Origin of the sequence: Acinetobacter sp. C13 (assembly GCF_016809775.1) — a bacterium.
GTDB lineage: Bacteria > Pseudomonadota > Gammaproteobacteria > Pseudomonadales > Moraxellaceae > Acinetobacter > Acinetobacter pittii.
Genome location: NZ_JAFBJL010000005.1, coordinates 175,918 through 192,199, shown reverse-complemented (window position 1 = coordinate 192,199; position 16,282 = coordinate 175,918). Strand labels below are relative to the sequence as shown.

16 protein-coding genes are annotated in these 16,282 nt (G+C 35.8%); 6 read left to right on the top strand and 10 right to left on the bottom strand.

Annotation, left to right across the window (positions count from 1 at the left end; all coding sequences use genetic code 11):
• Positions 1–119: 119 nt before the first annotated feature.
• The 8 genes from JGE69_RS14895 to JGE69_RS14860 form a co-directional block, all read right to left on the bottom strand.
• Positions 120–551, bottom strand: a complete 432-nt coding sequence (locus JGE69_RS14895) for a hypothetical protein (RefSeq protein ID WP_104075276.1) — start codon at positions 549–551, stop codon at positions 120–122.
• Positions 552–1,307: 756 nt separating this feature from the next.
• Positions 1,308–1,808, bottom strand: a complete 501-nt coding sequence (locus JGE69_RS14890; protein WP_199113937.1) for a hypothetical protein — start codon at positions 1,806–1,808, stop codon at positions 1,308–1,310.
• A 36-nt stretch (positions 1,809–1,844) separates the two neighbouring features.
• Positions 1,845–2,297 (bottom strand): hypothetical protein, encoded by a 453-nt coding sequence (locus tag JGE69_RS14885; protein WP_104075273.1) that lies wholly within the window; start codon positions 2,295–2,297, stop codon positions 1,845–1,847.
• A 35-nt stretch (positions 2,298–2,332) separates the two neighbouring features.
• The gene (locus tag JGE69_RS14880) at positions 2,333–2,842 is read right to left on the bottom strand and encodes a hypothetical protein (RefSeq protein ID WP_126646233.1); all 510 of its coding nucleotides are present in this window, start codon (positions 2,840–2,842) and stop codon (positions 2,333–2,335) included.
• A 131-nt stretch (positions 2,843–2,973) separates the two neighbouring features.
• On the bottom strand, positions 2,974–3,849 hold the full coding sequence (hchA, locus tag JGE69_RS14875) for a glyoxalase III HchA (RefSeq protein WP_086265295.1): 876 nt from the start codon (positions 3,847–3,849) through the stop codon (positions 2,974–2,976).
• Positions 3,850–4,057: 208 nt separating this feature from the next.
• Positions 4,058–5,068 carry an NAD(P)H-quinone oxidoreductase gene (locus tag JGE69_RS14870; RefSeq protein ID WP_081320279.1) on the bottom strand — a complete coding sequence of 337 codons (1,011 nt, stop codon included), beginning with the start codon at positions 5,066–5,068 and terminating at the stop codon, positions 4,058–4,060.
• 33 nt (positions 5,069–5,101) lie between these two features.
• On the bottom strand, positions 5,102–5,998 hold the full coding sequence (locus JGE69_RS14865) for an AraC family transcriptional regulator (protein WP_068612153.1): 897 nt from the start codon (positions 5,996–5,998) through the stop codon (positions 5,102–5,104).
• A gap of 158 nt (positions 5,999–6,156) precedes the next feature.
• Complete coding sequence (locus tag JGE69_RS14860) at positions 6,157–6,975, bottom strand: undecaprenyl-diphosphate phosphatase (protein ID WP_002116515.1); 819 nt, start codon at positions 6,973–6,975, stop codon at positions 6,157–6,159.
• 353 nt (positions 6,976–7,328) lie between these two features.
• On the opposite strand from JGE69_RS14860, the gene JGE69_RS14855 reads away from it, so the two are divergent.
• A complete protein-coding gene (locus JGE69_RS14855; RefSeq protein WP_199113935.1) occupies positions 7,329–8,129 on the top strand; it encodes a PaaX family transcriptional regulator C-terminal domain-containing protein in 801 nt (266 codons plus the stop codon).
• 106 nt (positions 8,130–8,235) lie between these two features.
• Positions 8,236–9,228, top strand: coding sequence for a fatty acid desaturase family protein (locus tag JGE69_RS14850; protein WP_174725039.1), 993 nt, complete (start codon positions 8,236–8,238; stop codon positions 9,226–9,228).
• Positions 9,229–9,276: 48 nt separating this feature from the next.
• Here JGE69_RS14850 and JGE69_RS14845 read toward each other — a convergent pair whose 3' ends face one another.
• Positions 9,277–10,302, bottom strand: a complete 1,026-nt coding sequence (locus JGE69_RS14845) for an AraC family transcriptional regulator (RefSeq protein WP_199113933.1) — start codon at positions 10,300–10,302, stop codon at positions 9,277–9,279.
• 158 nt (positions 10,303–10,460) lie between these two features.
• On the opposite strand from JGE69_RS14845, the gene JGE69_RS14840 reads away from it, so the two are divergent.
• Positions 10,461–11,159: an NAD(P)H-dependent oxidoreductase gene (locus JGE69_RS14840; protein WP_199113930.1), complete on the top strand. Its 699-nt coding sequence runs from the start codon at positions 10,461–10,463 to the stop codon at positions 11,157–11,159.
• A gap of 597 nt (positions 11,160–11,756) precedes the next feature.
• Positions 11,757–13,121: an outer membrane protein transport protein gene (locus JGE69_RS14835; RefSeq protein WP_060466062.1), complete on the top strand. Its 1,365-nt coding sequence runs from the start codon at positions 11,757–11,759 to the stop codon at positions 13,119–13,121.
• Positions 13,122–13,179: 58 nt separating this feature from the next.
• Here JGE69_RS14835 and thrH read toward each other — a convergent pair whose 3' ends face one another.
• On the bottom strand, positions 13,180–13,797 hold the full coding sequence (thrH, locus tag JGE69_RS14830) for a bifunctional phosphoserine phosphatase/homoserine phosphotransferase ThrH (protein WP_002116438.1): 618 nt from the start codon (positions 13,795–13,797) through the stop codon (positions 13,180–13,182).
• 184 nt (positions 13,798–13,981) lie between these two features.
• Between thrH and JGE69_RS14825 the strand changes: the two genes are divergently transcribed.
• Together JGE69_RS14825 and JGE69_RS14820 are read left to right on the top strand one after the other, a co-directional pair.
• Positions 13,982–14,716, top strand: coding sequence for a phosphoadenylyl-sulfate reductase (locus JGE69_RS14825; RefSeq protein ID WP_057086095.1), 735 nt, complete (start codon positions 13,982–13,984; stop codon positions 14,714–14,716).
• A gap of 171 nt (positions 14,717–14,887) precedes the next feature.
• On the top strand, positions 14,888–16,273 hold the full coding sequence (locus JGE69_RS14820; protein ID WP_005064414.1) for a WS/DGAT/MGAT family O-acyltransferase: 1,386 nt from the start codon (positions 14,888–14,890) through the stop codon (positions 16,271–16,273).
• Positions 16,274–16,282: the final 9 nt, after the last annotated feature.

Genomic DNA, 16,282 nt, shown 5'->3' with positions numbered 1-16,282 from the left:
AAAATAATCCAAAAGCAGAAATTAATGTATATACCGAAAATATTAGGAATTTATATCTTGTATATATTAAAAGATAAGTTTCTTTCACTTCCTACCTCTTGTACTACTACTGGGTTTATTTAACAGCTCTTACTATTTATAACCATTTTATTCTCATTTAAATAAAAACAACCTGAATCATGATAGCCTGCCCCACCATCAATCGAATAATAATATTGAGTATTTAACTTTAGCTGCTTGGGTTTTACAATCTCTTTAAATCCACTTGGTTTAACTCCATAAGTCCATTTATAGGCATAATCATTTTTAAAATTAAACCAACTTATTTCCCTGCTTATCGTAATCTCCCATACTGTTTCTTTCAACGTACCAGCAGGAACAGTACTATTATCCATCACATAAAATCGAAAACCACTATCAAGCTTTTTGGCATCACTTTTAGATAGCTGAAATATAATTCCATTATTAGCATTACCCGAAACAAGTAAATCAACTGTACCAGAGCATGCTACTAACACTGGTATAAATAGTAAGCTATACAAATTCCCCATTATCAGCTGCCTCCAGCACAACGGTTTTTATAATTTTAGGCAATCTACCTCCAAATATTCACACAGAAAAATTACCTTATTTTTCAGTTCAATATAAAAAAATAGCTTGTTATGAACATTCTAAAAATCAGAATTATCCGTAGGCTATATAAAGGCTGAATTTTCAAAGGCGATATGACTTAGCTCTAACGAATCTCTCCCCTGAACCACTTTCACACTTAAATCTAGTTTATTCATATTAACACTTCATTATTTACAAAAACTATTTATTTAACAATGGATTAATTAATAAATAAACATGAAGAAATGTACTTGAAAAAATCATCATCCACCTCGCTATGACTTCTCCATTATTACTCGATTCAGTGATTGGTAAAGTTTCTGCAAATATTCCATTGCACCACATATATATACAAGCATAGCAACTCAGAAAAATGACAAAAAAGTATCCATAGTCAATCAAGCCCACTTTAACTTGAATGGAAACACTCACTAAAGTAAAAAATAAAATTAAAAAAACTATCTTTTTCTTATGCCTTTCAAGCAGATAAAAGTAAATTTTCTTTAATTTCATATGAGAAGCCCTTAATCTTAAAATTTATATTCAGTGATACTTACTACCATATTCAAACATCTATTTATATTTATTAAATCTTCTTGATTAGAGTTTCCCTTAACAATTTAAAATATTTAATTATATGCTTTTCACCCTCAAAACAGGCCAAAAATAACAAACAAAATCAATAATATAAAAAATCAATTTCTTTCTTTAATATAAATCTTACTTGTTATTGGTAAAGTACCATTTTTGTTCTGTATTAAAGGATTCCAAGTATCTTTATCCTTCAACTCATCTAATATATAAAAAACAACTATTTTATTTCCTTTAGAATATAGATGACTATACTCTTTCTTAAAATTTTCATTCGTAAATACTACTCCTTCATATATCTCATCTTCATTATTATCTAATCCAATAGTTATCATTGTATTGTCATCAACAAAAACATTCCCCTTACTAATATCAACTATTACCCCACTTACAATATATGTTTCAATATTACCTTTTTTAACATTATCCCACCACTCACTTGTTCCATATAAACCATACACTCCACTTAAACCACTATTAGTAGTGCTATCCAGAGTCAAAGCATGTGTAGACCTCATCTCATCTTCCCCATTTTTTTCCAACCATATTTTTAGATCAAAAATCAATTTATATCCTTGATTAATCAGTGTGCAATTCTCTATCACTTTATTTAATCCTCATCTATTTTATAACCATCTAAATTATTTATAATTTTTAAAAAAATTATTGTACGACTCCTCTCTCCCATCATAGAAAAACAAGTCATCAATTTTTTCTAACAAGTAAAAATCACCTATTATTTCTTTAAGCCCATTAAAAACAAGACCTTTTGAATTAGATTTTAGTCCTAATGATAATCTTTCAATTAATGAAGAGTGGTTTTCACAATATGAAAATATTTTAATTAAAGAATGAATTTCTTCCTTACAAGGTATATCTACAGTAAGAGTAAGCAAAAAAGCTTTCATATAGAATAAAGTGTTCTTTTCAATTTCAGGAAAGCTAACATATCCAGAAAAAACTCGCCTATTAACTCCACTTTGGTTATAAATAACATCATTTTTATTACCATCCACAGGAAAAACAATATCTTTTTTTAATTTAATATAACCTATATAGTTACAGGCTATAATATTAATTTCATCCTCATCCATATTAAATTCCTACAATCCATTAATATAAAATAATTTTAATCCCTACCCTTAATGTAAACTCTATTAAGTAATGGAGAAACACCCAATTTCTCTTCTACTACCCAATTCCAAGTATCTTCCTCTTTTAATTTATCAAGAATATAAATGGATACTATCTCATTTCCAGCTTTGTAAAGCTCTTCACTAATAATTTTTTCTCTTTCACTCGTAAAAACTATATCTTGAAAAATTTCTTTATTCGTTCCATTTACTTTAATTGTAATCATTGTATTCCCCTCTATAAAAGGATTTTCCTCATTAATTCCAACTATTACTCCTTTCACACAATAAGTTTCTATATTGCCATTTTTGATATTTTCCCACCATTCAGCTGTTGCATATAAACCATTGTCGCCCTTAAGCCCCATAGTTGTTCCCTTATCCAACGTAGTTTGCTGTATATTTTTGATATAATTTTCATCCATCAATATTGAAGAAGATGACCTTAAATCAAATACCATCTTATACCCTTGCTCAAGTAGATTTATATCTTCTATTTTTATCATTTTAATATTCTCCTATTCTTACTTATTATGCTGATTTTACATCACTTATCATTTTAAAATTTACACCTAACACATTCATTATAAAAAAATAGGGCTTAATAAAAAGCCCTATTTCTGAAAAAACTGCTTACTTAATCCTTCACTTCAGCCAACAATGTTTCAGCTGCAAGTTTGCCTAAATTATTAGAAGCAAGCGGACTATCACCAGTTAGCAATTTACGGTCTCTATGACATTGACCTGTAATACCCTTATTTAAAATTTCCACACCAAGTTTTTCAAGGTTTTCACCCACTAGCCAAGGTAAAGCTCCAGGCATATAACCGATATCAATATTTGCTCCCTTATCTAATGAATCAGGGAATACACAAATTTGATAGCCTTTAAAAATATAGTTTTCTGGCTGTTCATCTACAGCCGCAGCAAGTAATGAAGCTGGGCCATGGCATAATGTAATAATAAATTTATCTTGTTCAACCGCCCATTTAAGAACTTTTTTCACTTCAAGGCTATGTGGAATTTTAGCTAAAACGCCGTGCCCACCCGGAATAAATACAGCCGCATATGGTGAGTTTTCACCGACTGCATTTTCTAAAATGTCAGCAAGTTTTAGCGGATTTTTTAATTTATCTGCATATTTCTGAAAGGTGTCTAACACCACTTGTTCTTGCTTTGGCATTGCCCACATTTCAAGTTTGGCTGGATTTCCTGAAAGTGTCGCAATATCAATTTCGAAGCCAGCATTATCTAAATGAAACATCGGTAAAAGCATTTCCACAGGATGATTACCTGTTGAGAAGAACTTACCGTTTTGCATCTGGATATAACGCTCATCAGTTGCAATCATTAAAACTTTTTTATTGCCTGCATAGGGAGTTGAATAAGTCGTGCCATCGTAATCTGTTTTAGGAGCAGTATATTGGCTTAGGGAATAAGGTGATGGAAAAAAGGCATTATCTTCAGCCAAATCTGGAGTAGGATTTTTATCATCAATATTTGCGGTATTCATTGTTACTATCCTTTTTCATCAGTATGGAAAGAAATAATAAGGTAAGAACCAATTGTTATTTCTTACTCAATTTATAGGTGAAGTTATAGAACTGGTGCAATCTGCCAATAGAATTTGGCAATTTTTATAGAGAAATAGGCAGAATCTAGAATTATAAAATTCAGTTTAGGCGAACCTGTCGTTCACCTAAACTTCAATGATTATAGCGTTACGCATTCATTTCTAAAACGATCTTTCCAATATGATCACCTTGCTCCATACATGCATGAGCACTTTGTACATCTGAAAAAGCATACGTCTTATAGATTTGCGGTAAACACTTACCTTGTGCCAATAATGGCCACACATGTTCATGCAAAGATTGGGCAATCTGGGCTTTTTCTTGGCTATTACGTGCTCGCATCGTTGAACCCGTAATTGTGGCACGTTTTAAAATCAGTTTTTGTAAATCAAATTCTTTTGCGATTCGTCCACCCATAAAACCAATAATGACCAATCGGCCATCACGTTTTAATAGATTTAGGTTTTTTGTGAAATAAGAACCACCTACAATATCTAAAATGACATCCACACCTTGATCTTGAGTGTGCTTCAAAACTTCCTGCTCAAAATCTTGGGTTTTATAGTTAATTGCTGTGGTGAAACTAGAGAGTGCTTCAACTTTATCTTCACTACCAACCGTAGCAAAAGTTTTAATCCCTAAAGCTTGGCAAATCGCTAAAGCTGTGGTTCCAATACCACTTGCCCCACCGTGAATCAATGCAGTTTCATGTTTCTTTAAACGGCCAATATCAAATAGGTTTGCCCAAACCGTAAAAAATGTTTCCGGAATCGCAGCAGCTTGTGTAAAAGATAAATTTTCAGGAATTGGTAATACTTGAGTGGCTGTTACCGCACAATATTCTGCATAACCGCCGCCATTTGTTAGCGCACAAACTTTATCACCAACCTTGAATTGATCCACTTGGTCACCTACAGCGACCACAACACCAGCGACTTCAAGTCCCGGTATTTGAGTAACACCTTTAGGCATTGGATATAATCCCATACGCTGCAAAACGTCAGGACGGTTAATTCCAGCAGCCTTTACCTCAATCAAGACTTCATCTGCCTGAGGTGCTGGAAGACTAGCATCTTGAACTTTTAGAACCTCAGGTCCACCAGGAGCCGTAATTTCAATAATTTTCATGGTTGTTGGAAGGGTCATAAAATGCTCCATGTTTGATTTATATTTCAAAATTACTAATCTACGTTAAATAATTGAGGACTTGGGTGGAACGCCAAACAGTCGTTTAAATTCTCGGCTAAATTGTGAAGCACTGACATAACCCACTTCATAGGCTGCTTCTGCGACTCCCATTTTATTGTTCATGATCAACTCACGTGCTTTATGTAACCGAGTAATTTTGATGTACTGTAAGGGAGAATAATTCGTCACCTTTTTAAAAGTCTGATGAAAAAGCGATATGCTCATGCCCGCTTGTTTCGCCAAATCTTGAACCGTTAAATTATGATAATAATCACGCTGAATAATTTCACAAATGGTGTAAATCACACCATTGCGGCTTACCATAGCCGATAAACTCTCGACTAGATTGCCGCCTGAAGCCTGCACCACACGATAAACCAATTCTCTTTTAACTTGCTCACCCAATATAAAAGTATCTTGTTTAGAACGAAGTAAATTGAGTAATCGTAGAGCAACCTCCGAAATAGTCACATTCATGTCAATCACTCTAAGCCCACAGCTTAATTTTAAATCTTCTGAATGAGCATCTTCAGTAACCACTTGTTGCTGTTTATCCATTTTAGTAATGAGATCAGCCATCATTTGTGGTTCAAATTTTATGGCTATCGCCAGCATTGGTTCATTATTTTCAACAACAGTATCGCAATCAAACGGTATAGCAATAGAGATAAATAAGCACTGCCCTTGTTTAAATGGGAAGATTTCTTTACCAATATACCCTCGCTTTAATCCCTGTATCACTAAAACAATTGAAGGCTCTTGCAGCACAGCAATAGGTGGTGTGGAATGATCTACACGCATTAAAGTGATATTAGAAATAAAAGTAGGATAGAGGCCTTCTGCTGGAGCCAAGTGCAAAAAAGCATCGACCAAATGTGCTGTAAGATGATTTTGCGGCATAGTTTTATTGTGAGAGGTAATCTAATAATCAATATAACAATGAACCCAAAACGAAAACATCTGTCTTACGTTTACTTTGTATAAATAGGCAATTCAAATCAATTTTTAGGCATAAAAAAACCTAGAGCATTCTAGGTTTTTTCACTTTATCAGGCTATTTAAGCCGATAAATTAAAGAACATGGCTGCAATTAAAATAATTACACCGAGGACAATTCGGTACCAAGCAAATACACGTAAAGTGTGACGTTCTACAAACAGTACCAATGCTTTTACAACAAACAGCGCAGCAATAAAAGCAGCAACGAAACCTACGCCAATATTAACCATATTGTCTGAGGTGAGTACGTCAGCATTTTTAATCAAGTCAAAAGTCGCAGCGCCCAACATGGTTGGCATAGCAAGGAAGAAAGAGAATTCTGTAGCAGCTTTACGTGATAAGCCCGCAAACATTCCACCTACGATTGTTGCGCCTGAACGCGAAGTTCCCGGAATCATCGCCACACACTGAGCAAGACCTACTAAAAGCGCTTGTTTAAAAGTAATTTTAGTCGCATCAAGTGTCTTATGTTCAAATTGTCTAGATTCAACCCAGAAAATGATCAGGGCACCGACAATTAAGGCAATCGCAACCACAATTGGGCTAAATAGAACACTTTTAATAAAGTCGACAGCTAGAACACCAATAATGACTGCTGGAAAGAATGCAATAAGCACACTAATCGCAAAATGACGTGACTCCACATCACCACTAAAGAATCCCTTAATCAAGTTAATAATTTTTTGTCGGTATAACCAGCACACTGCCAAAATAGCACCTAACTGGATTACGACCTCAAATACACGACCGCCGTCTGAGTGGAAATCGATAATATGACCAAATAAAATTAAATGGCCTGTACTCGAGATGGGTAAAAATTCAGTTAAGCCTTCGACAAAGCCTAAAAACAGTGCTTTTATAACTTCAAAATTTTCCATAACTTGCTCAAAGAAAGTTAATCATTAGAACGACCTAAAATTTGTTTTATCGCAATTGGTAAGTCTCAAATTAGACTTATCACATGTCCAATATCAGATCATTTCTAACGTTTGTGGTTATTGCCCCTAGTTAAAGGCAGTTTATTTAAAGTGCGATAATGTATCACATCATGATGACAAACTTGGGTTAACTATCGTAAAAAGATAAAACTTGGTTAAGAACTGCCAAGGTTTTTCTTTTTATAGACAAAGCTTTTTACCTTTACTTACTCTACAAAATGATCTTAAAAAGTCCTTAAAAAAACATGATATTATTCTGAACAAATGCAGCTCATATCAAAAATTCTATCTGAATGAAAAATACCAAAATTAATGCACGCCATCTCATTATCGATTTATTTCTTTCCTCGGCCTACCCTCAACTCACCATTAAACAAATATTAATTGCCGCTAAACTTTTTAATATGAGTGACAATGGTATTCGTGTTGCGACAACTCGGCTATTAAATGAAGGCATGATAGAAAGCGTAGAACGCGGCATTTATCAACTTTCACCATCAACCAAAGAATGGGCAAAAGTCATTTTGAATCGTAAAAATGGCATTAAGCAGACTAAAGAATGGCAACATCAATATCTGGCAGTCTTCACTGGAACTTTAGGTCGTATTGATCGGACCGCTTTAAAAAAAAGAGAACGCGCTTTAAGTCAATTTGGTTTTAGAGAACTCGAAACTGGCATTTATATACGTCCAGATAATTTAGCGTATAGCTTTGAAAAAACATGTGAAGAGCTTATTTTAGCGGGGCTTGAAAATGAAGCTAAAATTTCTATTATTCAAAAATTTGACCCAAAAACAGTTTTGTTAATTCCTTCTTTGTGGGATACCCAACAACTTGAAAAAAACTATGAGATGTATAGTCAAGATATTCAAGAATGGCTTTTGAATTATAAAAATTTATCCTTAAATGAGGCCGCTACCCAAGCTTTGTTATTAGGACGCGAAACAATTACCTTACTCATGAATGATCCTCTACTACCCTCTCCATTTGTTAACGAGTATGCCCGCAATCAGTTTGCTCAAAATGTACAACAGCTCGATTCGATTGGACAAAAGCTATGGCAGAAACTTTATGAAAGTGAATTAGCCCACTAACGGGCGATTTATTTTTTTACAAACAAATATTTCACTTTTTAAAATTTTATAATTATATTTGTAATATTGGATGTAAATACCAAAAATTTGTTTTGGGAGAATAAAAATGAATGCACAAGTGAGTGTGACCGATCTATTTAGCAGAGAAGAAATACAGGAACTCACACAACCCTCAGATATATACGGCGCTTGGGCTGTTGCTAGTACGTGGGCCGTTATTGGAGGAACATTTGCTAGCTTAATCATGATGTGGGATTACTTACCTAACTGGGGAAAATTACTTGCTTGTATGCTAGCTTTAGCTATATTGGCAGGTCGCCAGTTATGCCTAGCAATTTTGATGCATGATGCATCTCATAAGAGCTTATTCAAAAATAAAAAAATAAATGACTTTGTAGGCGAATGGCTATGCGCCCGTCCAATCTGGAATGATCTACAAAAATATCGCGTACATCATGTTCGTCATCATGCAAAAACCTCTACTCCAGATGACCCAGATCTTTCTTTAGTTTCTGGTTTTCCTGTAAGCAAAAAATCGCTTACTCGTAAATTTTTACGCGACTTAACGGGTATGACGGGATTAAAGTTTAGCTTTGGCCGAGTATTAATGGATCTAGATCTAATGAAATGGACCGTTGCAAATGATCAAGTCTGGTTAGATCGAAGCAATAAAGATTTCGTTGACTATGCCAAAAGTCTTATAAAAAACAGTAGCGGCGCCATTGCTACCAATGTTGCTCTTTATTGTGTTTTAAAAGCTTTTGGTCAACAACGATTTTATTGGTTATGGCCCCTAGCTTATTTAACACCCTTTCCATTATTTTTAAGAATTCGCTCAATGGCCGAACATGCAGGTATGCAAACGAGTAATACAGCTTTAACCAATACACGAACAACACGTGCAGGTTGGATTGCTAGAAGTTTTGTGGCGCCTATTCATGTCAATTACCATATGGAACATCATTTAATGGCATCGGTGCCCTACTTCAAATTGCCGCGTATGCATCGTTTATTGAGAGAGCGTGGCCATGTTCCGGCACCACCTAGCTATTTTAAAGTGATTGAATCACTCTCATCTAAGCCAGAACAATCTACTTAATTGACTCAAATAATAAATGAAAGGCCATGAAGTTAAATTTATGGTCCTTTAATTTGAATCCGCTATTTTATGCTGGGTTTGGAAATATTTAGGCGTCATCCCCATCCAGCGCTTAAACGCACGAGTGAAGTGAGAAGTCTCGGCATAACCTAGCATTAAAGCGACTTTTTCGATCGACATGTTATTTTGAGCTAAAAGTTTCAGGGCATGCTCTTTTTTTAGTGAGTCTACCAAGAGGGTAAAACTAGTATGATCAAGAGCTAAATAACGTTGTAAAGTTCGCTCCGACATACTCATGATATGAGCCACTTGCCCAACTTTTAATGCGTCAATATTCCCATTTAAAAGCAATTTTTCGGCAACTTGTTTGACTTGACCTTTCCAACCACTTTTTAAGTTTAATTTCTCTATATCCCGCTTACATTGCGCATTTAACAACGGCGCTAGCATTGGGTCTGCTGTTAATACAGGCTGTGCTAAATACTCTTTTGGGAATATCCAACGATTACGCTTTTGGTTAAATAAACAAGTCACAGCCAGTTGATGACTGATTTGGTCAAAACCTATTGGCTCTGGCATTTGTAATTCAACTTTTCCCAAATGAGAAAGCCCTGTTAATTTTTTCGCAATTTGAACAAAACCGATTAACAAAAAAATGTTGGCATTTGGACTCAGCTGAAATGCATTGACGGGCTGATGAATGGACCAATATGCATCATTATTTTCTTGTTTTAATTCTGGTTTAAAAACCTTACAACGTGAACCAATGAATTGTTCAAGTATTTTCAGCGCTTCTCTTAAATTTGGAGAAACCATGGCAGCTATTCCGACTGAACCATAACATGAAGCTGTCATGTTTAAAGCTAAATACCCTCCTAGTGCTGGCTCTTTGCATAACTCAATGGCCCGTTCAATAAGCTGATTTAAGGTGTTGAATTCAACATACCAGTAAGGCTTTTCTAATTGGTCTAAGGTTATTCCACTTCCATCTAAAAGCTGCTCACCAGAGACACCCCACCGCTTAATAGTCTCGACTAATAAGTTAATATAAGTTCCGGGTAATTCTGGGTTCATGAGCAAGCCGATGAGCAAAATAAAATGGCGCGAAATGGTAAAAACTGTCAGTTCATGAACTATGCCATGCTTTTAAATTGATGCATAGTTATTCAAAACAAAATCCGCTGAATTGCACTAGACAGCACAATTTCTGAAAAGAATACAGGTCTCACCTTATGAACATTCTTATTGTCCATGCTCATCCAGAACCACAGTCTTTCACCACTGCTCTAAAAAATACAGCTAAGCAAACCTTAGAAAAATTGGGGAACAGTGTAGAAATTTCAGATTTATATGCGATGCAATTTAACCCTATTGCATCCAAAGAGGATTTCTTAGAGCTAAATCAGCCTGAGTATTTTAACTATGCACTAGAACAAAGAAATGCCAGCAAAAAACAGCTTCTAGCTCCAGATATTCAAGCAGAAATTGAAAAGGTAAAAAAAGCTGATCTCGTCATTTTAAATTTCCCACTTTATTGGACATCTGTGCCAGCAATTTTAAAGGGCTGGATTGATCGTGTGTTTGTATCTGGGCTTTTTTATGGTGGTAAACGGTTTTACAATCATGGTGGCATGGCAGGAAAAAAAGCGATGTTGTGTTTAACACTCGGTGGTAGAACACACATGTTTGGAGAAAACTCAATTCACGGCCCAATCGAAAATTATTTATCGCCGATTCAACGTGGTACTTTGGCATATGCTGGTTTTGAAGTTTTACCGCCATTTATTGCTTACCATGTGCCGTATATTAGCCAAGAAGCACGACAAACCCTTCTTGAAGACTATGTAATCTACCTTACTCATCTGGACCAGCTCGAGTCATTAAAATTTCCCAAACTTGAGCAATTTGATGAAAAACTATATCCACTCTAATGCTCTGTTTTAGCTCTTAAAATTAAATAACCGAATTTAGATCATTATTTTCGGTTTTTATTACACATAACTTTCAAATATAGAGTCCAAATTCGCTCAAAAAATAGATCAAATGGTAAAAAAATTAAGGTAAACTTTTTCATAAAATAAATAATATAAAATTTAATCAATAATATACAGATGTAGAGAAACTAGACTTATCAACTAAAAATGACAACCAATACTCATTTCATAATCACTTAATTCATATTTTTACAAAAAAATCTTTGACCATTTTTCTTGGATTTGTGACAAAAATGTCATAAAAACAAAGGCCATCACTAATAGATAAAAAATATAAATATCAATTAATTAAATTAATTTAACAATGCAAATATTCCTTCATATTTCATCCATTATTGACATTATTTGTATAAAAAGTGAGTACTCCTCAGTTCATATAACAGATTTACTCTTATTGTAATTATGCTATTTTTGTTACATGGAGTTATCAAAGCTTCTATTACTTGTAATTAGGAGCTTTGAAGGCAACACAGTTTAAACGGTTTAACTCTGTTACTTTTAAAAAAATGTCTTGAAGTTCAAGGAAAGATTAAAATGAAATTAAAACATCTGAGCACTGCAATGATTTTAGCAACGCTGCCTGCAACTGGGGTTTTTGCAGCAGCATTGGATCGCTCTGGACAATCTATCTCTGCATTTTTGCAGCCTGGTAATTACTTTGAAGCTGGAATTTCTGTTTTAGACCCAGATGTAGCTGGTAAGGAAGCCGGTACAATCAAAACAGGTCGTAATATTGGTGATATGGGAGAAGATTATTACTTCCCAAGCGCAGCCTTAAAACTACAACTTACTGATAAATTCTCTTTTGGTTTACTATACGATCAACCATTTGGAGCCGATGCACAATATTCTGGTAATAATGCTTTTGTAGCAAGCCCATCAGATCCAATTCTTGGCACTTTACCAATTACAACAGGTGCTTTAGGCGGAACTCAAGGTGCTACTTCTGTTGAGGTTGACACCCAAAATATTTCGATGATCTTTGGATTCCAACCCACTGAAAATTTTAACTTTTATGGTGGCGGTGTATACCAAACGATTAAAGGAAATGTTCATTTAAGAGGTTCTGCATATAGCCTATATAATGGCTATGACGCTTCAATTCCTGAAGATGGAGCAGCTGGCTGGTTAGCTGGGGCCGCTTTCCAAATTCCAGAAATTGCACTTAAGGCATCGATTACATACCGCTCAGAAATTGACCATAAAATTAATGCAGATGAAACAATTGCACTTGCAGATTCAATTACAGCCAATGCTGGAGCACTTGGATCAACTATTGGACAATTAGTTGCAGCTGGTCAGTTAACTCCTGCCCAAGCTGGAGCGATTCAACAAACAATTGGCAAGGCTATTGCTGCTAACCAATTAGAAGGCAAGACTACAATTACTACACCTCAGTCTGTAAACCTTGATTTCCAGACAGGGATTATGGCAAACACAGTCGCATTTGCGAATGTACGCTGGGTAAATTGGAAAGATTTCGCAATTCGTCCATATAAATTTGGCAAAGTATCAGAAGCTGTAGGTCCAATAGCAACTCCTAGCCGACCAAATGGCTTTAATCTAGTTGAATATTCTGATGACCAGTGGTCTGTGAATGCCGGTGTAGGTCGTAAACTTAACGACAAGTGGGCGGGTAACGTTTCGGTAGGTTGGGACTCTGGCGCAGGTAATCCTGTAACAACTTTAGGTCCAACTGAAGGTTACTGGAACGTAGGCGTAGGTGTTCAATACAGCCCTACTCCACAAACATTTATTGCTGGCGGTGTAAAATATTTCTGGTTGGGTGATGCAAAAGCTCAAACTGGTGCCCAAGCTGGTAGCGATGACTACTATGTTGCAGAATTCTCTGACAACAACGCTATCGCTTATGGTTTAAAACTTGGTTATAAATTCTAAGTTTAAAAAATTATGTATATAAAAAAGGCGCTTAAAGCGCCTTTTTTATTATTTATTTTTAAGCTGGGATTGTACGCTGTGAAACTGAACGGATTGCTTCTTTTAATGCATCATATCCGTGGATAGCTGGAAACTGAGGAAATTCGGCAATCACATTTGCAGGTGCATCAAATAAGAAACCGTGGTCAGCCTCTCCAAGCATCGTTGTATCGTTATAAGAATCACCCGCTGCGATTACACGGAAATTTAATCCATGTAGTGCTTTAACCGACTCACGTTTTTGATCGGGTTGACGTAACTTATAAGCCGTAATCATACCTTCTTCATCTGTCTCTAATTTATGACAGAAAATCGTTGGCCATCCTAATTGCTTCATTAAAGGATGCGCAAATTCATAGAAAGTATCTGATAAGATCACGAGTTGGAAATGCGTACTCACCCATTCAACAAACTCTTTTGCTCCTGGTAATGGCCCCATCTCAGCAATGACTTCTTGAATGTCATTTAAGCCTAAACCGTGTTGTTTTAAGATATTAAGGCGCTGAGTCATTAAAACATCATAATCCGGAATATCACGAGTTGTTGCTTCGAGTTCTTTAATCCCTGTTTTTTTTGCGAAATTGATCCAGATTTCAGGAACTAAAACCCCTTCAAGATCTAGGCATACGATTTCCATGAATGCTTCCAACGTTGGTTAAAAATTGCTGTATCATACCATTAAGATTTTCAGTTTTGCGTTGTTATTGATCAAATCAATTTTATTCATAAGGATCGAAATTAAAGTGCTAAGCACTTTATCAACTATCCTTTAGAATATTTTTCATAACTCAATGCGCCCAAGCCTTTTGCCAGGAACACACATGACCGTTATTCCGACTATTGATATCGTAGATGCTCTTGCTGCTGAATATGCAACCAAAAGCCCTCGAGAAATTTTAGAACTTGCCTTAAGCCAACCAGGTGAAATTGCAATTTCGTTTTCGGGAGCAGAAGATGTTGTGTTAATTGATATTGCTTCACGCTTAGGCAAACCTTTCCGTGTATTTAGTCTCGACACAGGCCGCCTGCATGCCGAAACTTATCAATTTATTGAAACTGTCCGTAAACACTACAATATCAATATCGAAATTTGTTTCCCTGAATCTGAAGCTGTTCAAAACATGGTAAACGAAAAAGGTTTATTCAGCTTTTTTACAGATGGGCATCAAGAATGTTGCGGTATTCGAAAAGTTCAGCCTTTACGTAAAAAACTTGCGACTTTAGATGGCTGGATTACGGGTCAACGTAAAGATCAAAGTCCTGGTACACGTACAGAAATTCCGGTAGTACAAGCTGATGCAGGTTTCTCGGGTCCAGGTAAGCAACTTATTAAATATAATCCTCTAGCGAACTGGACAAGTGCTGAGGTATGGAGCTACATCCGTATGATGGAAATTCCATATAATCCTCTTCATGAGCGCGGTTTTGTTTCTATTGGCTGTGAACCATGTACGCGACCTGTATTACCAAATCAACACGAGCGTGAAGGACGCTGGTGGTGGGAAGAAGCCACTCAAAAAGAGTGTGGCTTACATGCTGGTAATATGAAAAAGTAATTGGATATCAAAAAACCACTGGCAAATCAGTGGTTTTTTTTATGTCATGTTCCGTACACAAAGTCATATTTTCTCTACTCTAAACGCTATATACTTAATTTTACGGTTCTATAATTCTAATAAGAGCTCATATAAAGGCTTCTTAGAAAAATGCATGAGGCACAATGATTTATGCGTCCATTACACCCAATTGATTTCATTTTTCTGTCACTCGAAAAAAGACAGCAACCCATGCATGTCGGTGGATTATTTTTATTTGAAATTCCTGAAAATGCACCAGAAACCTTTGTACATGATTTAGTAGAAGATATTAAACGCTCAAAGAGCATTCCTATTCCGCCCTTCAATAATCGTTTAAGTGGTCTATTTTGGGATGAAGATGAAGAGTTCGATATCGATCATCACTTTCGCCACATTGCTTTGCCTCACCCGGGCCGTATTCGTGAACTTCTGGTTTATATTTCACAGCAGCATAGCTCACTAATTGATCGTGCAAAGCCACTTTGGACTTGTGACATTATTGAAGGAATCGAAGGCAATCGTTTTGCCATGTATTTTAAAATCCATCATGCCATGGTAGATGGTGTTGCGGGTATGCGTTTGATCGAGAAATCTCTATCAAAAACACCAGAAGAGAAACATGTTGTTCCTTTATGGTGTGTTGAGAGCAAAAGAGCTAAGCGTCTAAAAGTACCAACTCCGAGTACTAGTAAAATTAAGAGTATTTTAGGCGGTATTAAATCTCAACTCGACATAGCTCCAAAAGTTATGCACGAGCTATCTCAAACAATATTCAAGGAAATGGGTAAAAATCCTGATTATGTTTCTACTTTTCAGGCACCAGTTTCTATTTTGAACCAAAGAGTTAGTGCTTCACGTCGTTTTGCTGCCCAGTCATTTGAACTAAGCCGCCTTAGAAAAATTTCAAAAGCATTAGGCGTGACGATTAATGATGTTGTCCTAGCTGTATGTTCAGGCGCTTTACGTGAATATTTGATTAGCCAAAACAGCTTACCTAAAAAGCCACTTATTGCCATGGTTCCAGCTTCATTACGTACAGATGATTCTGACATGAGTAACCGGATTACTATGATTTTGGCAAATTTAGGGACGCATAAAGATCAACCGTTAGAACGCCTAGAAATCATTCGTCGCAGCATGCAAAATTCAAAGCAACGCTTTAGCCGCATGACAGCGAATGAAATTTTAAACTATAGTGCGGTTGTTTATGGTCCGGCAGGATTAAACATCATGTCAGGAATGCTTCCTAAGCGTCAGGCGTTCAATTTAGTGATTTCCAATGTACCAGGACCACGTGAACCGCTTTATTGGAATGGCGCGAAATTAGATGCACTCTACCCTGCTTCGATTGTCATGGATGGACAAGCTCTAAACATTACCATGACTAGTTATTTAGATAAGCTTGAAGTTGGATTAACAGCTTGTCGAAATGCTTTGCCAAAAATGCAAAACCTTTTGACTCATTTAGAGGATGAGATTCAACGTTTTGAAGAAATTATTGCAGAGAAACAGCTGAAACATCATTCAGCAAGTTAGAAAATTAAG

Excerpts from the sequence above, each read along its gene's own strand:
- JGE69_RS14840 (WP_199113930.1), top strand. The coding sequence starts at position 10,461 with ATGAACATTCTTATTGTCCATGCTCATCCAGAACCACAGTCTTTCACC.
- JGE69_RS14825 (WP_057086095.1), top strand. The coding sequence starts at position 13,982 with ATGACCGTTATTCCGACTATTGATATCGTAGATGCTCTTGCTGCTGAA.
- JGE69_RS14885 (WP_104075273.1), bottom strand. The coding sequence starts at position 2,297 with ATGGATGAGGATGAAATTAATATTATAGCCTGTAACTATATAGGTTAT.
- hchA (WP_086265295.1), bottom strand. The coding sequence starts at position 3,849 with ATGAATACCGCAAATATTGATGATAAAAATCCTACTCCAGATTTGGCT.
- JGE69_RS14880 (WP_126646233.1), bottom strand. The coding sequence starts at position 2,842 with ATGATAAAAATAGAAGATATAAATCTACTTGAGCAAGGGTATAAGATG.
- JGE69_RS14845 (WP_199113933.1), bottom strand. The coding sequence starts at position 10,302 with ATGAACCCAGAATTACCCGGAACTTATATTAACTTATTAGTCGAGACT.
- JGE69_RS14860 (WP_002116515.1), bottom strand. The coding sequence starts at position 6,975 with ATGGAAAATTTTGAAGTTATAAAAGCACTGTTTTTAGGCTTTGTCGAA.
- JGE69_RS14865 (WP_068612153.1), bottom strand. The coding sequence starts at position 5,998 with ATGCCGCAAAATCATCTTACAGCACATTTGGTCGATGCTTTTTTGCAC.
- JGE69_RS14850 (WP_174725039.1), top strand. The coding sequence starts at position 8,236 with ATGAATGCACAAGTGAGTGTGACCGATCTATTTAGCAGAGAAGAAATA.
- thrH (WP_002116438.1), bottom strand. The coding sequence starts at position 13,797 with ATGGAAATCGTATGCCTAGATCTTGAAGGGGTTTTAGTTCCTGAAATC.
- JGE69_RS14820 (WP_005064414.1), top strand. The coding sequence starts at position 14,888 with ATGCGTCCATTACACCCAATTGATTTCATTTTTCTGTCACTCGAAAAA.
- JGE69_RS14835 (WP_060466062.1), top strand. The coding sequence starts at position 11,757 with ATGAAATTAAAACATCTGAGCACTGCAATGATTTTAGCAACGCTGCCT.
- JGE69_RS14855 (WP_199113935.1), top strand. The coding sequence starts at position 7,329 with ATGAAAAATACCAAAATTAATGCACGCCATCTCATTATCGATTTATTT.
- JGE69_RS14870 (WP_081320279.1), bottom strand. The coding sequence starts at position 5,068 with ATGGAGCATTTTATGACCCTTCCAACAACCATGAAAATTATTGAAATT.
- JGE69_RS14895 (WP_104075276.1), bottom strand. The coding sequence starts at position 551 with ATGGGGAATTTGTATAGCTTACTATTTATACCAGTGTTAGTAGCATGC.